We start from the raw sequence: 17,917 nt of genomic DNA, 5'->3' as shown, positions 1-17,917 counted from the left end.
AATGAATTCCGTAAATAAGATATTATATATTCAAATGAATATTTGAATGAAAATGGAGTGGTGAAAATGGTCAAAAAAGACATGTGTGAAGTTTATTGTTATGACGAGGAAAAAGTCAATCGTATACAAGAAGAATTACAAAATGAAGATTTATCACATGTTTCTCAATTATTCAAAGTACTTGCAGATGGAAATAGAACAAAAATTTCTTACGCACTATGCATAGATGAGGAGTTGTGTGTATGTGATATTGCGAATATCATTGGCTCAACCGTAGCAACTGCTTCCCATCATTTACGAACGCTTCATAAACAAAAAATTGTGAAGTACAGGAAAGCAGGTAAACTTGCTTTTTACTCATTGGATGATGAACATATTAAGCAATTAATTTCGATTACGTTAGTTCACCAGAAAGAAGAGAAAGTAAATGTCTGAATCACTAACAAAAGAAGAAATCAAAGCTTATCGTGTGCAAGGATTCAGTTGTGCAGGTTGTGCAAAAACTTTTGAAAATAACGTAAAGAAATTACAAGGTGTGGAAGACGCCGAAGTAAATTTTGGAGCGTCAAAAGTTTATGTTCAAGGGCATATAACCATTGAAGAACTAGAAAAAGCAGGCGCGTTTGAAAATTTAAAAGTTCGAGATGAAAATGAACCAAAAGCAGAGCACATCCCTTTTTGGAAACACAAAGAAAATATAAAGGTTTATATTGCACTGATATTACTTGTGGCTAGTTGGTTTTTAGGAAATCAATTAGGTGAAGAACACCCCCTTCCAACTATTGGGTATGCAGCGTCCATTTTAATAGGTGGTTATACACTCTTTATAAAAGGTCTAAGAAACCTAAGTAGATTACAATTCGATATGAATACACTCATGACCATTGCTGTTATCGGTGCAGCCATCATCGGCGAGTGGATGGAAGGTGCGACTGTTGTTATCCTTTTTGCCATTAGTGAGGCGTTAGAACGTTACTCCATGGATAAAGCCCGCCAATCCATCGAATCGTTAATGGATATTGCTCCGAAAGAAGCCCTAATTCGTCGAGGGAATAAAGAAACAAGTATCCACGTGGATAATATTCAAGTTGGCGATATTATGATTGTAAAGTCTGGTCAAAAATTAGCAATGGATGGCTTAGTGGTTAAAGGTACATCTACATTAAATCAAGCCGCTATTACTGGTGAAAGCGTTCCTGTTACAAAAACAGTAGATGACGAAGTTTTTTCTGGAACATTAAATGAAGAAGGCTTGCTTGAAGTTAGAGTAACCAAACGAGTGGAAGATACGACGCTTTCAAAAATTATTCATCTTGTAGAAGAAGCACAAGCAGAACGCGCACCTTCTCAGGCATTCGTAGATAAATTTGCCAAATATTATACTCCAGCTATTGTCATTTTAGCTATGTTAATAGCGGTTATTCCACCATTGTTTGTTGGAGATTGGAGTACATGGATTTATCAAGGGTTAGCTGTACTCGTAGTTGGCTGTCCTTGTGCCCTAGTTGTTTCCACTCCAGTTGCTGTAGTGACTGCCATCGGAAACGCTGCAAAAAATGGCGTGTTAATTAAAGGTGGTATTTATTTAGAAGAGACTGGAAATCTGAAAGCTATTGCTTTTGATAAAACAGGAACTTTAACAAAAGGGATTCCTGCTGTTACTGATATTGTAACGGTTAATGGAAACGAAAATGAATTATTGACCATCACAGCAGCCATTGAAAAAGGATCGCAACACCCTCTTGCGTCCGCTATTATAAGAAAGGCGGAAGAAAAAGGATTGAATTTCAATGATGTATCTATGAAGGAATTTCAGTCTATTACAGGAAAGGGTGTTAAAGCAAAGATAAATAATGAATTATACTATGTAGGAAGCCCAAGTCTTTTTGAAGAACTGCATAATCAAATAAAAACTAACCTAAAAGAAAAAATGACGCATTTACAAACAACAGGAAAAACAGTCATGGTTTTAGGAACGGAAACAGAAATTCTTGCATTCATTGCGGTTGCAGATGAATTGAGAGAATCATCTAAAGCAGTCATTAGCAAATTAAATCATCTTGGAGTAGAAACGGTTATGCTGACAGGTGATAACCAACGAACTGCAAAAGCAATTGGTCAACAAGTTGGGGTTTCGGATGTCGAAGCTGATTTACTACCAGAAGATAAGTTGACTTTTATTAAACAACTTCGAGGAAAACATCAACATGTAGCCATGGTTGGTGATGGTGTCAATGACGCCCCAGCACTTGCAGCTTCTACGGTCGGGGTAGCTATGGGCGGTGCAGGAACCGATACAGCGTTAGAAACAGCGGATATTGCTCTTATGTCTGATGATTTAAATAAATTGCCATATACGATTCAATTAAGTCAAAAAGCGATGGCAATTATCAAGCAAAATATTACCTTTTCTTTAGCGATTAAAGCAGTTGCATTATTGTTAGTTGTCCCCGGTTGGTTAACTTTATGGATAGCGATATTTTCAGACATGGGGGCAACACTACTTGTGACATTAAACAGTTTACGATTATTACGGATAAAGAAATGAGAAATTCTATGGAATATGACGTCATAATAATCGGTGGCGGGCAAGCTGGTTTGGCTATGGGCTTTTCGTTAAAACAGAAAAATATTCATTTCGTTATTCTTGATGAGAATGAACAAACCGGTATGTCTTGGCGAAAACGTTATGATTCATTACACTTATTTACTCCCAGAAGTTATAGTCAATTGCATGGTTTTCATTTGAAGGGAGATCCAAATGGATTTCCAGAAAAAAATGAAATTGCAGCTTATTTGAATGCTTTTAAAATAAAGAACGACTTGCCTATCATTCATCAAGAAAAAGTCATCAAACTAACTCAGAATGAGAAGCAAAAGTTCTTAGTCGCTACTCCCAATAAAACGCATAAAGCTAAACAAGTAGTTATTGCTACTGGAGCTTTTTATAATCCTTTTGTTCCAAACGTTCATGATGGAACTGCAAATTTTGAAATCCATGCTTCTCAATATCGGAATCCTTCTCAAATACCTAATGGGAATGTTTTAATCATAGGAGCAGGTAATACGGGCGTTCAGATTGCGGCAGAATTAAGTAAAACACATCAGGTTACACTGTCCCAAAGCAAACCAATGAAAAGTATTCCGCAGAATATTGCTGGAAGAAGTATCTTTTGGTGGTTAGAAACATTCCGAATCGGTCGGGCAAAGCCAAATTCTTTTATAGGAAAAATTTTAAGGGAAAGAGAGCCTCTAATAGGAAATGACTACAAAACGGTACAAAATAATGTGGAGATTGTTGGCAGATTAAGCGAAATTAAAGAAGGTAAGGCGTATTTTAATAATGGTATAACTAAACAAGTCCAAAATGTGATATGGGCGACTGGTTATCGCAATGATTATTCATGGATACAAATCGATGGAGTTTTAAGCAATCAAGGGAGACCGTTACACTCTTTTGGTGTTACGAACGTAGCTGGCTTGTATTTTATAGGGTTAAGTTGGCAGAGGAAAAGAAGTTCCGCTCTTATATATGGTGTGAGTGATGATGCTAAATATATAGCTCAGAAAATTCAGCAACACGAAATGAAATAGGAAAAACGATAAGATTTATGAGGGTAATATACGTTTATATTAGTGATTGGTACAACACTACTGGTATTCTTAAACAACTTGCGGTTATTAAGAGTAAAAGAACCGTAGTTCGTTTTAGTAAATATAAGGTAGCTTTCAGCATAGTTAAATTAGCTTTTAATTACTTGTGTATATATATTACCCTATAGTCATTGTTAGTCATATGTTTGAAAAATATAAAGACAATTAATTATAGCTATAATCACATTTAAAACGTCATTTGAACGGTGCTTTACCGACAAATGACGTTTTAAATTTATGATTATCTTATAAGAAAAGAATTGATTAAATAAGAATTCTCTATTTTGTTTCTCTCTCTTTTTATGCTGGTTCATAAATAGAAAGATGAGAAATATTAAAACAAGAAAGTAAAGAACCACGAAAGATGAATTTTTAAATTAAATAGGGATATTTACTTTACTAGTTTTCTAATTCTCAATAAACTTTGAGATACTATCGCCAATACAGGTAATTCGATTAATGGACCAATTATAAGAGCAAGAGCAATTAATGGTTGGTCAGGGAAAGCTGTTACTACGATGGCTAAGGCAACAGGTGAATTTCTTGCAATGGTGGTCATGTTTAAACTTACTGTATCTTCATAGCTAAACTTAAATACTTTTCCCACCGTCTGTGCAGCAATAAAGTTTATTATGAAAAATAATAAAAGCGGAAGAAGGATTAAAAAGATCACTCCTAAATTATTTATTAGATAATAGCCTTGCGAAGCGAACATTGCTATAATAGCTAAACACAAGAATACGATTTGTGAGAAAGCAAAAAAAGGAATCAGTTTCTTTTCTAAGAATGCTTTCTTTTTATTAAATAAATAACGTGTTATATTGGCTAATAAAAATGGGACAAATAAGACAAAGATGACACTTTCTATTATAGTAGATAACCCAACTGTTTCCATTGTCCCTGCAAAAATGAACAAATAAACCGGCAACAACATTACTTGCAAAATTAAGTTAACTGGTAATACCGATGTGGAAAGAGACATATTCCCTTTCGCAATGGATGTAAAGATTAAATACCAATCTGTACATGGAGTTACAAGAAATAAAATAAAACCGAGCCATAAAGCAGGATGATTGGACAAAAAGATTGCTCCTAATCCCCATGCTAAGATTGGCGTCCATACAAAATTAATTACAGTACTTGTACCTAAGAATTTTATGTTTTTGAAAGCAGCTTTAAGGTTTTGTAATGGAATAGTTAAAAATAACCCATAAAGCATCAATAATAAAAATGGAAGAATAAAAGTTTCTGCATTCTTTTCAAAAATACTAAACTGTCCTAAAAATAGTCCTACTCCTACTGCTATCAAAATCACAATGGATTGAAATTTTTCAATAAAATTCATATAATAACCTCCTTCACATAATAGAGGTAGATGTGCACAACCGACCTTTAGTTTTAACTGTACATGAACTTTTAAAATACAGCATTATAGATATTGACTTCGAATTTAGAAGGAGAGATTGAATTGAACAAGGAACAATGGAAAGCAATCAAAAATAACGATAAAAAATATGATGGTTTGTTTTATTATGCTTTAACGACAACCAAAACAGTGTGTCGTCCTTCTTGTACAGCTAGAACTCCTAACCCAAAACATGTCATTATCTATCATGATTTAAATTCAGCTATTAATGAAGGATTCAGACCTTGTACCAGATGTAAGACGAATCAAATGGATTGGCAAGGATATAAAGAGGAAATCACAAAAGATGTACTGAAATATATACAAGAACACTATAAAGAAAAGATAACTTTAAAATTGCTAGGTAATATTTTGAATAAAAATCCCTACTATATACAACGTAGTTTTAAAGAAATAAAGGGAAAAACTCCCTTAAATTATATACATCAACTAAGAATACAAGAAGCTAAAAGATTATTTTTCTTTAAAGAATTATCAATTACAGATATTGCTTTAGAAATTGGGTATAGTGACAGTACTCAATTCTCTGTAAAGTTTAAAAAATATCAGAGCGTCTCGCCAACTAATTATAGAAATTCATTATTGGAAAAACAACAATAATGATTAGAACAGACTATATTTCCTTATAGAATTATAAACCTTTATGATAAAACAAATAACTACACCTAAAACGTCATTTGAACGGTATTTTACCGACAGATGGCGTTTTTAAATTGTGATTGTTTGGAAAAAAGATGTAAAGGAGAAAAAGCCATGGTGTCTTTGGATGAACAGGAAATCTATAAAGATAAGGTGATGGAATGGATTGACGACCATTTTGTATTGAATGAAGTTGAAATTGAAGATTACCCTTTTTTTCTTCATGGAAAATTAGTACGTGATAAAAAAGGTGAGACAATGGTTGTTTTTTGGTGTGTGATTTATGGACGTGTTGATTACCGATTTCAAAATGCATAAGGAGTGATTAATCATGCAAATGTTTTACTCTCGTTCTCCCCCTTTTGAACATGTTTCTTCTATATATAAATGTAAGTAAATTAAAAATAAGAAAAGAGGTAACTATTATGGAACTAAAATATGTGATTCCGAACATGGAACAAACTTTTGGAAACTTAGAATACGCCGGAGAAGGTAAAGTGGAACAACGCCGGATTAATGGACGAATGACAACTCTATCTCGCAGTTATAATCTCTATTCTGACGTGCAACGGGCAGATGACATTGAAGTCATTCTTCCTAATGAAGCCGGGGAAAAATTCTTTGAACATGAGGAAAAAGTAAAATTAGTCAATGCACGTATTACCGCAGAGGGCTATAAAATCGGGGATCGTGGCTTTACAAATTATAAATTACATGCTGACGATATCGTCAAAGCATAAGGAGGAACTACAAATGAGATTAGCGCAAGGCATTATTATTGATAAAGAAAAAACGTTTGGATTGTTAAAGTTTTCTGCACTACGACGTGAAGTTTTTCTTCAAAATGAAGATGGTACAGTATCTTCCGAAGTTAAAGAACGCACTTATGATTTAAAATCCAGAGAACAAGGTAGGATGATTCAAGTAAGTATTCCTGCTTCTATTCCGTTAAAGGAATTTGATTATAATGCAGAAGTGGAAATGATTAATCCCGTTGCTGATACAGTAGCAAATGCTACTTTTCGTGGTGCGGATGTGGATTGGTTTATTAAGGCAGAGGATTTAGTATTAAAAGGACAACAAAAGCCTCCCCAAAAGCCAAAAAAAGAGCCAGCGGAAGATGAAAAATAGGAAATGATTTATGGTAAAAACACCGCTTATCATCAAAGAAGTTCCAAAAGAGAAAGCTATTCATTTTATTCGGAAATATCATTACTCAAAAATAATCCCTAAGTTGTGTAAATACTTCTTAGGGATTTTTTCAGAATCAGAAAGAAGATTATTAGGTGTCGTTGAGTTAGGTTGGGGTACGCAGCCTTTACAAACAATCCGCAAACTGTTTCCTGACTTTAACTTGAAAACAAATGACTATTTGGAAATCGGTAAAATGTGTTTTCTTCCAGAAATGAATCATAATAATTATTTTGGCAGTCGAACGCTTTCTACACTTATTAAGTGGTTAAAGGAAGAAACCGACTGTCTTTATTTGTATACTTTGGCAGACGGTATTGAAGGCAAGTGCGGTTATGTTTATCAAGCGTCCAACTTCTTTTATTGCGGATATTTCAAGACCAGCGTTTATCGTGATAATCGGACGTATGAAAAGATACATCCACGTAGCGCTAGAGCTTTATTAGAAGAAAATGCACTTTTTGAAAATGTCTCGAAAAAACATTGGCTCACACAGGATTTTTGCGAATATAAAGGAATTGAGAAAATTAATGGACGAATGTTTCGCTATATCTATCCACTGACAAAAGAAGCAAAGCGTCTTTTAAAATTTTACCCCTATAACCGACGGAACTATCCAAAAGACAAAGATTTAGTTTTTGAGAAACGAATTGCACACCGGAAATATGAAAGGATAAGTCAACCTTCCTTTGATAAACATGCTTCTTTTTACAATGTCCAAAATGTCGATTAATGATTTAAAGATTCATCATTGTAAAAGAATCTTGGAAAGGAGGTTTTATGATTTCTTTCAAAAAACGAGGAAAACGAATTAAAGAAAAAGACGTATCCCTCGTTGTTCAATTTATCATTATACGGATAATTGGAATTTGGCTTATCTTTTTTATACCTTTTCACCTGTCTTTTTTACTTTCGGCAGAATGGCAGCTTAACCTATTTCAAGAGCATTTTATTAGTATGTATGGACTGGTAACTTTAATCATCAGTCTTTTGTTAACAGCTGGGTGTATCGTTATGTATTACCGCTATCGCTATGACCAATTTAAACAAATTGTCCACCGTCAAAAACTCGCTAAAATGGTTTTAGAAAATGGCTGGTATGAAACAAAACAAGTCACCAAAGAAAGCTTCTTTAAGGATATTCCATCTGATAACACAAAAGAAAAAATCAGCCATTTTCCAAAAATCTATTATCGTTTTGAGAAGGGATTACTGTATATTCAAGTAGAAATTACACTTGGGAAATTTCAAGAACCCTTATTAAACTTGGAAACAAAATTAGAAACCGGATTGTATTGTGAAATGGTATCGAAGGAGCTTCATGATTCCTATGTAGAATATATTTTATTTTACGATATGATAGCGAATCGAATTTCCATTGATGAAGTCATTGCACAAGATGGCAGCTTAAAGCTCATGAAATCCATGTATTGGGAATATGATAAGCTTCCTCATATGCTAATCGCAGGTGGAACTGGTGGTGGTAAAACGTACTTTATTCTCACTATCATTGAAGCTTTGTTGAAAACAAATGCAAAGTTATATATTTTAGATCCCAAAAATGCTGATTTAGCCGATTTAAATACCGTCATGCCGGATGTGTATTACAAGAAGGAAGATATAATGGCATGTATTGACCAATTTCATGAAGACATGATGGCTCGTAGTGAAGAAATGAAACAAATGGAAGGTTATAAAACCGGGGAAAATTATGCTTATTTAGGTTTATCACCACACTTTTTAATATTTGATGAGTATGTAGCATTTATGGAGCTGCTTACTTCCAAAGAAAATACAGCAGTTTTAAGCAAGCTCAAACAGATTGTCATGTTAGGCAGACAAGCAGGCTTTTTCCTTGTCTTAGCCTGTCAACGTCCAGACGCAAAATATCTTGGAGATGGAATCAGGGATCAATTTAATTTTCGAGTTGCTTTAGGTCGCATGTCAGAAATGGGATTTGGAATGATGTTCGGGAGTGACGTACAAAAACAGTTTTTCCTTAAACAAATCAAAGGTCGGGGATATGTAGATAAAGGTGACAATGTGATCTCTGAATTTTACACGCCCCTTGTTCCAAAAGAACATGATTTCTTACAGTCTATTGATTCATTAGTACAAGAATCTACAAGAAAGAAGGTATGATAAATGGAAAATCTAAAAATAGGAGCTGTTCATATAGACACAAACAAGCACATCAAATGTATTTGCTTGAATTATGATCAATTTGTTTCCGACTCTAACAAATTAACCAATCCTAGACATGATGGTTTTGGTATTAATCCTAAGGAAAGATTTGCTTCAAGAGTTGATAAAATCCTTCATGAAATATTACATGGTGTACGTACCTTGCCCGATAGATTTTATATTCGGTTGGAAAACAGGTATTCCATCTGTAACTGCCGAATTGATTATGTTTTTGAGGTAATGGAAAAAGACTTTTTGAAAGAGAATATTCAAGGAAGTGAAATACCAGAACAAACATTGAAATATTGTCTGGATTCAGATAATGATATTGTCATGCTTTATATTGGGATGAACAAGTAAAACAGCAGAAACAGTGCTTTGCGGTCAGCGAAGCGACAAGACCGCAAAGTGCTGTTTCTGCTGGGCAGGGCTTGCCCTGCCCAGTATTAACCCCCATTTCTAACAGGGGGGTAGAAAAACAATTAGAAACTGTTTCAACAACCCATAAACGCCTGATGGTACAAGGGTTTGAAACACATTAGAAAGATGTCAGCTTTTAAGCATTAGTTGACATCTTTTTTACGTTAGGAGGAAAGCAAATGAATCAACTGTCTTGGTATCAGGTTTTAAAAGAAAAACGGTTAGAGTACGGCATATCACAAAATAAACTCGCAACTTATGCTGGTATTTCAAGACCATATATAAGTGAAATCGAGACAGGAAAAGTGAATCCTACAGAAACGCTTAAAGCAACGTTGTTTGATATTCTGGAACAGTTTAATCCAGAAGCACCACTTGAAATTTTATTTGATTATGTGCGAATTCGCTTCTTAACCACTGACCCTGTTTATGTGATTGAAGATATCATGCAATTAAAAATGGACTACATGCTGCATGAAGACTATGCCTTTTACTCTTATATCGAACAATACGTTTTTGGAGATGTGGTGGTCATGGTTTCGCCGGATGAAGATAAAGGCTGTTTGCTTGAATTGAAAGGTAACGGATGCCGACAATTTGAAAATTTTCTATTAGCCCAACAACGAACATGGTATGACTTCTTTATGCATGTTTTTAAAACAGGCGGTGTGTTTAAACGAATTGACTTAGCGATAAACGATAAAACAGGTATATTGGATATTCCCTTTCTTACAGATAAATGTCGTCAGGAAGAATGTATCTCTGTATTTCGCAGCTTTAAGAGTTATCGCTCTGGCGATTTAGTGCAAGGAGAAGATAAACCAGATATGGGAAACACACTTTATATTGGCTCATTAAAAAGTGACGTTTACTTCTGCATTTACGAGAAGGATTATGAGCAGTTTGTTAAATATGGTGAATCATTGGAAGATACGGATGCGAAAAACCGCTTAGAAATTCGGTTGAAAAATGATCGTGCGTATCATGCGATTGTGGATTTAATGACGTATGAGGATGCAGGACGAACCGCTTTTTCGATAATCAATCGCTATATTCGTTTTGTAGATAAGGATGAAAACAAACGTCGCAGCAGTTGGAAAGTAAATGCAGCATGGCAGCGTTTTTTAGATTTGGGAGAAAATCGCAAAATATCATTAACTACAAAACCTGAACCGTATACGTTCGATAAAACATTGCGTTGGTTAGCTCGTCAAGTTGCCCCCACTTGGAAATTAGCAACAAAACTCGATGAAATCAATCAAACAACAATCATTAAAGATATGTTAAGTCAGGCTAAATTAACAGACCGTCATCAAAAGTTGCTTATGCAGCAGGCAATAAATACAGATGATGTCATTCACTCCTCAAAAGATGAAATATAGAAAGGAGAAACGCTTATGAATTTCGGGCAGAATTTGTACAACTGGTTTTTAGATAACGCACAATCTCTTGTGTTAATGGCAATTGTAGTGATTGGGATTTATTTAGGATTTAAGCGGGAGTTTTCCAAACTAATTGGATTTCTCATTATTGCTTTAGTCGCAGTAGGATTAGTGTTTAACGCTGATGGAGTGAAAGATGTGTTGTTAGACCTCTTCAACCGAATCATAGGGGCTTAATCGGACCGTTTTTTTGTTGAAGATAAGTGCTTTTCTTATGTTCTGCAAAAAAATGGTGATCCAAACGGTAGTGCGGAAGGGATTAACAAGCCTATTTCATGTATCAGTAAAACAAACGCAGGTGCTCTTTTTTGTAATTATTTTTATAAAAGGATGTGAAGGTTTATGGAAATGCAAGTTTATATAGCGAACCTTGGAAAATATACGGAGGGAGAATGGGTGGGTGCTTGGTTCTCCCCTCCTATTGATATGGAAAATGTGAAGGAACGCATTGGCTTAAATGATGAATATGAAGAATACGCTATTCATGATTTTGAACTTCCTTTTGAAATTGGAGAATATACACCAATCGAGGAAATCAATCGTTTATGCGCTATGGTGGAAGAAATTGAAGGAACGCCTTTATATGATGCTCTTTCTGAAATTCAGGGATATTGGTTTAGTAACTTAGAAGAATTATTGGAACATCAGGATGATATTATTTATTATCCTGACTGTGACGATATGGAAGATGTTGCAAGATATTTAATTGAAGAAACAGGCGCACTTGGAGAAGTTCCTGTCAATCTACAAAATTATATTGATTATCAAGCATTTGGACGTGATCTTGAAATGGAAGGTAATTTTCTTGTGTCTTCACATGGTGTATTTGAATATCCACAATAAACAGTGCAGCAGCTTGTTATTAGGACAAGCTGCTTTCTTTCTAGGAAAGGATGATTTCTCTTGAAAAAATTAAAAAGCTACACTCGGATTTGGTCAGTTGAAAAAGTGATATATGCCATTAATGATTTCCGCTTACCTTTTCCAGTCACGTTTAGTCAAATGACGTGGTTTGTGCTTTCCCTATTGGTAGTCATATTACTTGGAAATCTTCCACCACTCTCTTTGATTGATGGAGCGTTGTTAAAATATGTCGGTGTTCCCGTTGGACTGACATGGTTCATGAGTAAGAAAAGTTTTGATGGTAAAAAGCCTTATGGCTTTCTTAAATCAGTTATTACCTACTTTTTCCGCCCCAAAGTAACCTATGGGGGAAAAGCCGTCAAACTTCAAAAGCAACTCATGAATGAAACGATAACTGCGGTAAAGGGTGAAATGTATGGGCTATCCGATTAAATATATTGAAAACAATCTTGTCTTTAACCATGATGGAGAATGCTTTGCATACTTTGAGTTGCTGCCATATAATTATTCTTTTTTATCTGAAGATGAAAAAATACAGGTGCATGAACATTTCCGACAGTTAGTCGCACAGAATCAAGACGGGAAAATTCATGCATTGCAGATTAGTACAGAAAACAGTATTCGCTCTGTACAAGAAAAAAGTAAAGAACTGGTCACTGGACGATTAAAAGAAGTTGCTTATGAACGAATTGACGATCAAACAGAAGCACTTGTCTCCATGATTGGCGAACATCAGGTAGATTATCGTTTTTTTATCGGCTTTAAACTATTGTTGAATGAGGAAGAAGTCAGTATGAAAGCAATGGGACAATCCATGAAAAATTCTCTTTCTAGTTTCATGCGTGATGTCAATCATCATCTTATGGGTGATTTTGTTTCCATGCCAAATAGTGAAGTCGCTCGATTCTTAAAGATGGAACAGTTATTACAAAATAAAATTTCTAACCGATTTAACGTCCGACCGCTAACAAAAGATGATATGGGCTATATCATTGAACATCTTCATGGACAATCAGGAATTGCTTTTGATGATTACAACTATCCTCTTACGATTGAAAAAGGCGAAACGGAAACATGGATAAAACAATTTGATTTAATCAAACCAACTCGCTGTTTAATTACAGAAAAACAACGTTATCTGAAACTAGAACATGAAGAAACAACAACTTATGCAGCCTACTTTACCATTAATTCGATTGTAGGCGATTTAGAGTTTCCATCAGATGAAGTCTTTTATTATCAGCAACAACAATTTGATTTTCCGATTGATACCTCTATGCACGTCGAAATTATGACGAATAAAAAAGCACTTACAACCGTTCGTAATAAGAAAAAGGAATTAAAAGATTTAGATAATCATGCAACGGAATCTAATAATGAAACAGGAAACAATGTGGTAGAAGCTTTAGACCAAGTGAATGAGTTAGAAGATGTCCTCGATCAAACGAAGGAATCTATGTATAAATTAAGCTATGCCATTCGGGTTTCTGCATCTACATTGGATGAATTGAAACAGCGGTGTAATGAAGTCAAAGACTTTTACGATGACTTGAATGTAAAACTCGTTCGCCCGTTTGGGGATATGTTAGGTTTACATGGTGAATTTATTCCCGGCAGCAAGCGTTATATTAATGATTATGTGCAGTATGTAACTTCTGACTTTTTAGCTGGACTTGGGTTTGGTGCAACACAAATGCTGGGTGAAACTGAAGGCATTTATTTTGGTTATAACTTAGACACTGGAAGAAATGTTTATTTGAATCCAAGCCTTGCAAGTCAAGGTGTAAAAGGCTCTGTCACCAACGCTTTAGCTTCTGCCTTCTTAGGTTCGCTTGGTGGCGGTAAGTCCTTCTCGAATAACCTTCTTGTTTATTATGCAGTCCTTTTTGGCGGCCAGGCATTAGTGGTTGATCCAAAGGCAGAACGTGGCGGATGGAAAGAAGGTTTACCGGATATCGCCGATGAAATTAATATCGTTAATTTAACAAGTGAAGAAGCCAATAAAGGGCTGCTTGACCCTTATGTGATTATGAAAAACAAAAAGGATTCAGAAAGTCTGGCGATTGATATTCTTACCTTCTTAACAGGTATATCTAGCCGGGATGGTGAAAAGTTCCCTGTTTTACGAAAAGCAATTCGATCCGTTAGTCAACTGGAAGAACGAGGACTTATGCTTGTTATTCATGAATTACGAAGTGACCCTAACCCGTTAGCTTCGACTATTGCAGATCATATTGAAAGCTTTACCGATTATGATTTTGCCCATCTTCTGTTTTCAGATGGAACGGTACAAAATTCTATCAGCTTGGAAAAACAATTAAATATTATCCAAGTAGCAGATTTAGTTCTTCCAGACGCAGAAACAAGCTTTGAAGAATATACGACAATGGAGCTATTGAGTGTCGCCATGCTCATTATCATTTCCACTTTTGCCTTGGATTTTATTCACTCTGACCGCACTATTTTTAAGATTGTAGACCTTGATGAAGCTTGGTCCTTTTTACAAGTAGCACAGGGTAAAACGCTTTCTAACAAATTAGTACGTGCAGGTCGTGCCATGAATGCTGGCGTTTATTTCGTAACGCAGAACGCAGGAGATTTAACGGACGAAAAGTTAAAGAATAATATCGGTGTAAAATTTGCCTTTCGTTCCCGGGATATCAATGAAATTAAGAAAACGTTAGACTTTTTCGGAGTAGATGCTGAAGATGAAGCAAATCAAAGACGTTTACGGGAATTAGAAAATGGACAATGCCTCATGCAAGATTTATATGGAAGGGTTGGGATTATACAAGTTCACCCTGTCTTTGAAGATTTATTTGAAGCGTTCGACACTCGCCCACCTGTCATAGAAAGGCAGTGATAAACTTGAACAAATCAAAAAAGAAAAAAATAATGGTCATGGCTGTACTGATTAGTGCAGTCATTTTTTTATTGTTTTTATCTTTCTTAACGGTCACAAATGCAGCAGGTTTAGTCGATGATACGGTATCAGAAGACAATCTCTATTCCCTCTATCCACTTGATCATTACCAGTTAGATTTTTTCGTAGATTCCTCTTGGGACTGGCTGCCTTGGAATTGGGATGACGGTATTGGTAAGCAAGTGATGTATGGCTTATATACAATTACAAATTTTATTTGGATTATTAATTTGTATTTATCTAATGCCACCGGTTATTTAGTGCAGCAGGCTTATTCTTTAGACTTTATTTCTGATACAGCAAATGCTATCGGTAAAAACATGCAAACTCTAGCTGGAATTACTGCTGAAGGATTTGGTGAAGAAGGCTTTTATGTCGGCTTTCTGCTTCTCTTTGTATTAATCATAGGTATTTATGTTGCTTATACTGGGTTGATAAAGCAAGAGACAACAAAAGCGATACGAGCTGTTATTAACTTTGTAGTGGTATTTATTTTATCCGCATCATTTATTGCTTTTGCACCCACGTATATCACGAAAATTAATGATTTTTCCGCTGATATTAGTGAAGCTGCACTTGATTTAGGAGCTAAAATGTTGATGCCTAACTCTAATAGTCAGGGAAAAGATAGTGTTGATATGATACGGAATAACCTATTTTCAATTCAAATAGAGCAGCCTTGGATGTTATTGCAATTTGATAATTCGGATAAGGAAGCCATTGGTGAAGAACGTGTAGATACTTTAGTTTCTATCGATCCAGATGCTAGAAATGGAAAAACAAGAGAAAATGCAGTGAAAGCGGAAATTGAAGATGAAGATAATAAAAATTTAACAATTACCAAGACCACCACACGTTTAGGAATGGTCTTCTTTTTATTTCTATTCAATATCGGAATTTCCATTTTCGTCTTTTTATTATCTGGAATGATGATTTTCTCCCAAGTGCTTTTTATTGTATTTGCGATTTTTCTTCCCATCAGCTTTTTACTCTCGATGATTCCTAGCTTTGAAAATATGGGAAAGCAAGCCATTATCAAGTTGTTTAATGTGATTATGTTACGAGCAGGGATAACGCTTGTTATCACCGTTGCTTTTAGTATTTCATCCATGTTATACAGTTTGACTAGCAACTATCCATTTTTCTTGATTGCTTTTCTACAAATCGTGACTTTCGCAGGAATCTATATGAAACTTGGCGATATTATGAGTATGTTTCGATTACAGAGCAGTGACAGTCAACAAGTTGGACGTCATGTTATGCGCCGTCCAAAACAAATGGCACATCGCAGCAGCCGAAGATTACAACGTTCTATCGGGCGTACTTTAACAGGCGCAACAGCCGGAGCGACTGTCGGAACACTTTTAGGAAAAGCTGGAAAGGGTAAAAATTCTGTTTCTCCTAGAAATTCGTTTCAAAAGCTTTCTCCAAATCGCCCAAATAAGAATGGTCGCAAAAACAGTGAATCTCAATCTATCAGTCAAAAACTCGGTCAATCAACTGGTAAAGCATTAGACACCAAAAATCGTGTACGTGCGAATATCCAGCACCGTAAGCAACAAGTCAAGGACCTACCTACAACAGCGAAGTACGCTGTAGCGCAAGGAAAGGAAAACCTTAAACGACCAGGCAAAGACTTTAAAAAGGGATTTTCCAAAGCTAAAGAAAATCGGCTGCGGGAAAATACGAAACGTAGCAGTAAGCATCGACAAACCATTGCTGAAAAACGACAAGCCTTGGATAAAAGGCAAAAAAGAACAGCTTCTAATACAACGAATCCAACACCGAAGCAACCTACTTCTCCTTTAAACACAGTGAAACAACGGACGAAAGAAAATGAAGGAAAAATTCCTGAAATCCATAAGAGAAAACAAACAGCCATACCAAAAGAAACGCTTCAAACGTTACGAAATCCAAAGAGAAAAGCGAATCAGCCTTACAAAACATCTACCAAAGAAAATCAAAGTAAAAATATAAGATCGAATCGAATTTCAAAGCAACCACAAAAATCAAAAGAAAAACCACAGGTGACAAAACGCCCTGTTCTCCCTAGAAAACGAACCAAAATGCAGCATAGACCGCCACGTCAGAGACAAACGGTTAGGAAGAAACGTTTATGATTTTTTTACGAATGAAAATCATGTTGATTGTTGGTGGAATAGGCTTATTGGCTTTCCTTGGTTTACTAGCTTTTGTGGCTATATTTATTTCCGATGAAGACGAAGACTTTGATACTTCTACGGAGATTGGTTCATCTGGGGAATTAAGTAATACCGAATTAACAGAGGACGTATTGGCTCATCAAGAAACGGTAGAAAAATACGCTGAGGAATATGATATCAGTGATTATGTTCCTGTCTTGCTCGCTATTATTGCGGTAGAGAGTGGTGGTACTGCCGAAGATGTCATGCAGAGTAGCGAATCACTCGGATTATCTCCCAATTCGATAGATACAGAAGCATCTATTGAACAGGGAACAAAATACCTTGCGGAGCTATTGCAATCAGCAGAAGAAAAAGATGTCGATGATTCAACCGTTCTCCAAGCATATAACTATGGGGGCGGTTTTATTGATTATGTTGCAGATAATGGTAATACGTATAGTTTTGAATTAGCGGAAAGTTTTGCTAAGGAGCAATCGGGAGGAACGAAAGTTAGCTATTCTAATCCAATTGCAGAGGAAAAAAACGGAGGATGGCGTTATCAATTTGGCAATATGTTTTATGTCGATTTATTAGAACCATATCTTCAAGAATCAAATGAAACGCCGTCTTTTGGAGATGAAACTTTTCAGGTAGTAATGGAGGAAGCCTTAAAATATGAAGGTTTTCCATATGTTTTTGGCGGAGACAATCCAGATACTTCTTTTGATTGTAGTGGTTTGATGGGTTGGGTATATAAAAAAGCAGGAATTAACCTTCCTCGGACTGCACAAGAACAATATGACGTAACAGAATCTATTTCTTTATCGGAAGCAGAGCCGGGTGATTTAGTTTTCTTCCATTCCACTTACTCTACTGCAAATTATGTGACGCATGTTGGAATCTACGTTGGCGATAACCAGATGTATCAAGCTGGTGATCCAATTGGTTATGCAGATTTAACGACAGATTATTGGCAAGAACATCTAATTGGCGCTGGACGTATTAATAATTAACGAAAGGACAGGATAGC

18 protein-coding genes are annotated in these 17,917 nt (G+C 35.6%); 17 read left to right on the top strand and 1 reads right to left on the bottom strand.

Going from position 1 to position 17,917, the window contains the following annotated elements; translation table 11 throughout:
• The first annotated feature begins 66 nt into the window (after positions 1-66).
• Genes KFZ56_RS01575 through KFZ56_RS01565 form a run of 3 tightly spaced genes read left to right on the top strand, consistent with a single transcriptional unit; the run spans position 67 to position 3,594 of the window.
• Positions 67-435 carry an ArsR/SmtB family transcription factor gene (locus KFZ56_RS01575; protein ID WP_222639773.1) on the top strand — a complete coding sequence of 123 codons (369 nt, stop codon included), beginning with the start codon at positions 67-69 and terminating at the stop codon, positions 433-435.
• Positions 428-2,548: a heavy metal translocating P-type ATPase gene (locus KFZ56_RS01570; RefSeq protein ID WP_222639771.1), complete on the top strand. Its 2,121-nt coding sequence runs from the start codon at positions 428-430 to the stop codon at positions 2,546-2,548. The genes KFZ56_RS01575 and KFZ56_RS01570 overlap by 8 nt, the downstream gene beginning before the upstream one ends.
• Positions 2,467-3,594: a flavin-containing monooxygenase gene (locus tag KFZ56_RS01565; protein WP_255584761.1), complete on the top strand. Its 1,128-nt coding sequence runs from the start codon at positions 2,467-2,469 to the stop codon at positions 3,592-3,594. The genes KFZ56_RS01570 and KFZ56_RS01565 overlap by 82 nt, the downstream gene beginning before the upstream one ends.
• A 451-nt stretch (positions 3,595-4,045) precedes the next feature.
• Here KFZ56_RS01565 and KFZ56_RS01560 read toward each other — a convergent pair whose 3' ends face one another.
• Positions 4,046-4,999, bottom strand: a complete 954-nt coding sequence (locus KFZ56_RS01560; RefSeq protein WP_222639766.1) for an arsenic resistance protein — start codon at positions 4,997-4,999, stop codon at positions 4,046-4,048.
• A gap of 123 nt (positions 5,000-5,122) precedes the next feature.
• Here KFZ56_RS01560 and KFZ56_RS01555 point away from each other — a divergent pair, with 123 nt between their 5' ends.
• The 14 genes from KFZ56_RS01555 (at position 5,123) to KFZ56_RS01490 (ending at position 17,900) form a co-directional block, all read left to right on the top strand.
• Complete coding sequence (locus tag KFZ56_RS01555; RefSeq protein ID WP_222639764.1) at positions 5,123-5,680, top strand: Ada metal-binding domain-containing protein; 558 nt, start codon at positions 5,123-5,125, stop codon at positions 5,678-5,680.
• Positions 5,681-5,833: 153 nt separating this feature from the next.
• Positions 5,834-6,037 (top strand): hypothetical protein, encoded by a 204-nt coding sequence (locus KFZ56_RS01550; RefSeq protein ID WP_222639762.1) that lies wholly within the window; start codon positions 5,834-5,836, stop codon positions 6,035-6,037.
• A gap of 107 nt (positions 6,038-6,144) precedes the next feature.
• Complete coding sequence (locus KFZ56_RS01545) at positions 6,145-6,459, top strand: YdcP family protein (RefSeq protein WP_222639759.1); 315 nt, start codon at positions 6,145-6,147, stop codon at positions 6,457-6,459.
• Between the two features lie 13 nt (positions 6,460-6,472).
• A complete protein-coding gene (locus KFZ56_RS01540; RefSeq protein ID WP_222639756.1) occupies positions 6,473-6,850 on the top strand; it encodes a YdcP family protein in 378 nt (125 codons plus the stop codon).
• A 10-nt stretch (positions 6,851-6,860) separates the two neighbouring features.
• Positions 6,861-7,643 (top strand): Mom family adenine methylcarbamoylation protein, encoded by a 783-nt coding sequence (locus KFZ56_RS01535; RefSeq protein WP_222639753.1) that lies wholly within the window; start codon positions 6,861-6,863, stop codon positions 7,641-7,643.
• A 47-nt stretch (positions 7,644-7,690) separates the two neighbouring features.
• Positions 7,691-9,052, top strand: a complete 1,362-nt coding sequence (locus KFZ56_RS01530; RefSeq protein WP_222639750.1) for an FtsK/SpoIIIE domain-containing protein — start codon at positions 7,691-7,693, stop codon at positions 9,050-9,052.
• Between the two features lie 3 nt (positions 9,053-9,055).
• Positions 9,056-9,454, top strand: coding sequence for a hypothetical protein (locus KFZ56_RS01525; protein WP_222639747.1), 399 nt, complete (start codon positions 9,056-9,058; stop codon positions 9,452-9,454).
• A 239-nt stretch (positions 9,455-9,693) separates the two neighbouring features.
• Positions 9,694-10,896 carry a MobT family relaxase gene (mobT, locus tag KFZ56_RS01520; protein ID WP_222639745.1) on the top strand — a complete coding sequence of 401 codons (1,203 nt, stop codon included), beginning with the start codon at positions 9,694-9,696 and terminating at the stop codon, positions 10,894-10,896.
• A gap of 15 nt (positions 10,897-10,911) precedes the next feature.
• Complete coding sequence (locus tag KFZ56_RS01515) at positions 10,912-11,133, top strand: hypothetical protein (protein ID WP_222639742.1); 222 nt, start codon at positions 10,912-10,914, stop codon at positions 11,131-11,133.
• A gap of 165 nt (positions 11,134-11,298) precedes the next feature.
• Entirely contained in the window at positions 11,299-11,799 is a 501-nt protein-coding gene (locus KFZ56_RS01510; RefSeq protein WP_222639739.1) for an antirestriction protein ArdA, read from the top strand.
• A gap of 60 nt (positions 11,800-11,859) precedes the next feature.
• Positions 11,860-12,252 carry a conjugal transfer protein gene (locus KFZ56_RS01505; RefSeq protein ID WP_222639736.1) on the top strand — a complete coding sequence of 131 codons (393 nt, stop codon included), beginning with the start codon at positions 11,860-11,862 and terminating at the stop codon, positions 12,250-12,252.
• Entirely contained in the window at positions 12,236-14,683 is a 2,448-nt protein-coding gene (gene tcpF / locus KFZ56_RS01500; protein WP_222639733.1) for a conjugal transfer ATPase TcpF, read from the top strand. Before KFZ56_RS01505 ends, tcpF begins: the two co-directional genes overlap by 17 nt.
• Positions 14,684-14,715: 32 nt before the next feature.
• Positions 14,716-16,863: a CD3337/EF1877 family mobilome membrane protein gene (locus KFZ56_RS01495; protein WP_375540687.1), complete on the top strand. Its 2,148-nt coding sequence runs from the start codon at positions 14,716-14,718 to the stop codon at positions 16,861-16,863.
• A complete protein-coding gene (locus tag KFZ56_RS01490) occupies positions 16,860-17,900 on the top strand; it encodes a bifunctional lytic transglycosylase/C40 family peptidase (RefSeq protein ID WP_222639727.1) in 1,041 nt (346 codons plus the stop codon). Before KFZ56_RS01495 ends, KFZ56_RS01490 begins: the two co-directional genes overlap by 4 nt.
• Positions 17,901-17,917: the final 17 nt, after the last annotated feature.

It is taken from the genome of Virgibacillus sp. NKC19-3 (genome assembly GCF_019837165.1).
Lineage (GTDB): Bacteria > Bacillota > Bacilli > Bacillales > Amphibacillaceae > Virgibacillus_L > Virgibacillus_L saliphilus.
This window is presented reverse-complemented; position numbering and strand designations above follow the sequence as displayed.

Coding starts and splice junctions, on each gene's coding strand:
- KFZ56_RS01575 (WP_222639773.1), top strand. CDS start 67: ATGGTCAAAAAAGACATGTGTGAAGTTTATTGTTATGACGAGGAAAAA.
- KFZ56_RS01570 (WP_222639771.1), top strand. CDS start 428: ATGTCTGAATCACTAACAAAAGAAGAAATCAAAGCTTATCGTGTGCAA.
- KFZ56_RS01565 (WP_255584761.1), top strand. CDS start 2,467: ATGGATAGCGATATTTTCAGACATGGGGGCAACACTACTTGTGACATT.
- KFZ56_RS01560 (WP_222639766.1), bottom strand. CDS start 4,999: ATGAATTTTATTGAAAAATTTCAATCCATTGTGATTTTGATAGCAGTA.
- KFZ56_RS01550 (WP_222639762.1), top strand. CDS start 5,834: ATGGTGTCTTTGGATGAACAGGAAATCTATAAAGATAAGGTGATGGAA.
- KFZ56_RS01545 (WP_222639759.1), top strand. CDS start 6,145: ATGGAACTAAAATATGTGATTCCGAACATGGAACAAACTTTTGGAAAC.
- KFZ56_RS01540 (WP_222639756.1), top strand. CDS start 6,473: ATGAGATTAGCGCAAGGCATTATTATTGATAAAGAAAAAACGTTTGGA.
- KFZ56_RS01535 (WP_222639753.1), top strand. CDS start 6,861: ATGGTAAAAACACCGCTTATCATCAAAGAAGTTCCAAAAGAGAAAGCT.
- KFZ56_RS01530 (WP_222639750.1), top strand. CDS start 7,691: ATGATTTCTTTCAAAAAACGAGGAAAACGAATTAAAGAAAAAGACGTA.
- KFZ56_RS01525 (WP_222639747.1), top strand. CDS start 9,056: ATGGAAAATCTAAAAATAGGAGCTGTTCATATAGACACAAACAAGCAC.
- mobT (WP_222639745.1), top strand. CDS start 9,694: ATGAATCAACTGTCTTGGTATCAGGTTTTAAAAGAAAAACGGTTAGAG.
- KFZ56_RS01515 (WP_222639742.1), top strand. CDS start 10,912: ATGAATTTCGGGCAGAATTTGTACAACTGGTTTTTAGATAACGCACAA.
- KFZ56_RS01510 (WP_222639739.1), top strand. CDS start 11,299: ATGGAAATGCAAGTTTATATAGCGAACCTTGGAAAATATACGGAGGGA.
- tcpF (WP_222639733.1), top strand. CDS start 12,236: ATGGGCTATCCGATTAAATATATTGAAAACAATCTTGTCTTTAACCAT.
- KFZ56_RS01495 (WP_375540687.1), top strand. CDS start 14,716: ATGGTCATGGCTGTACTGATTAGTGCAGTCATTTTTTTATTGTTTTTA.
- KFZ56_RS01490 (WP_222639727.1), top strand. CDS start 16,860: ATGATTTTTTTACGAATGAAAATCATGTTGATTGTTGGTGGAATAGGC.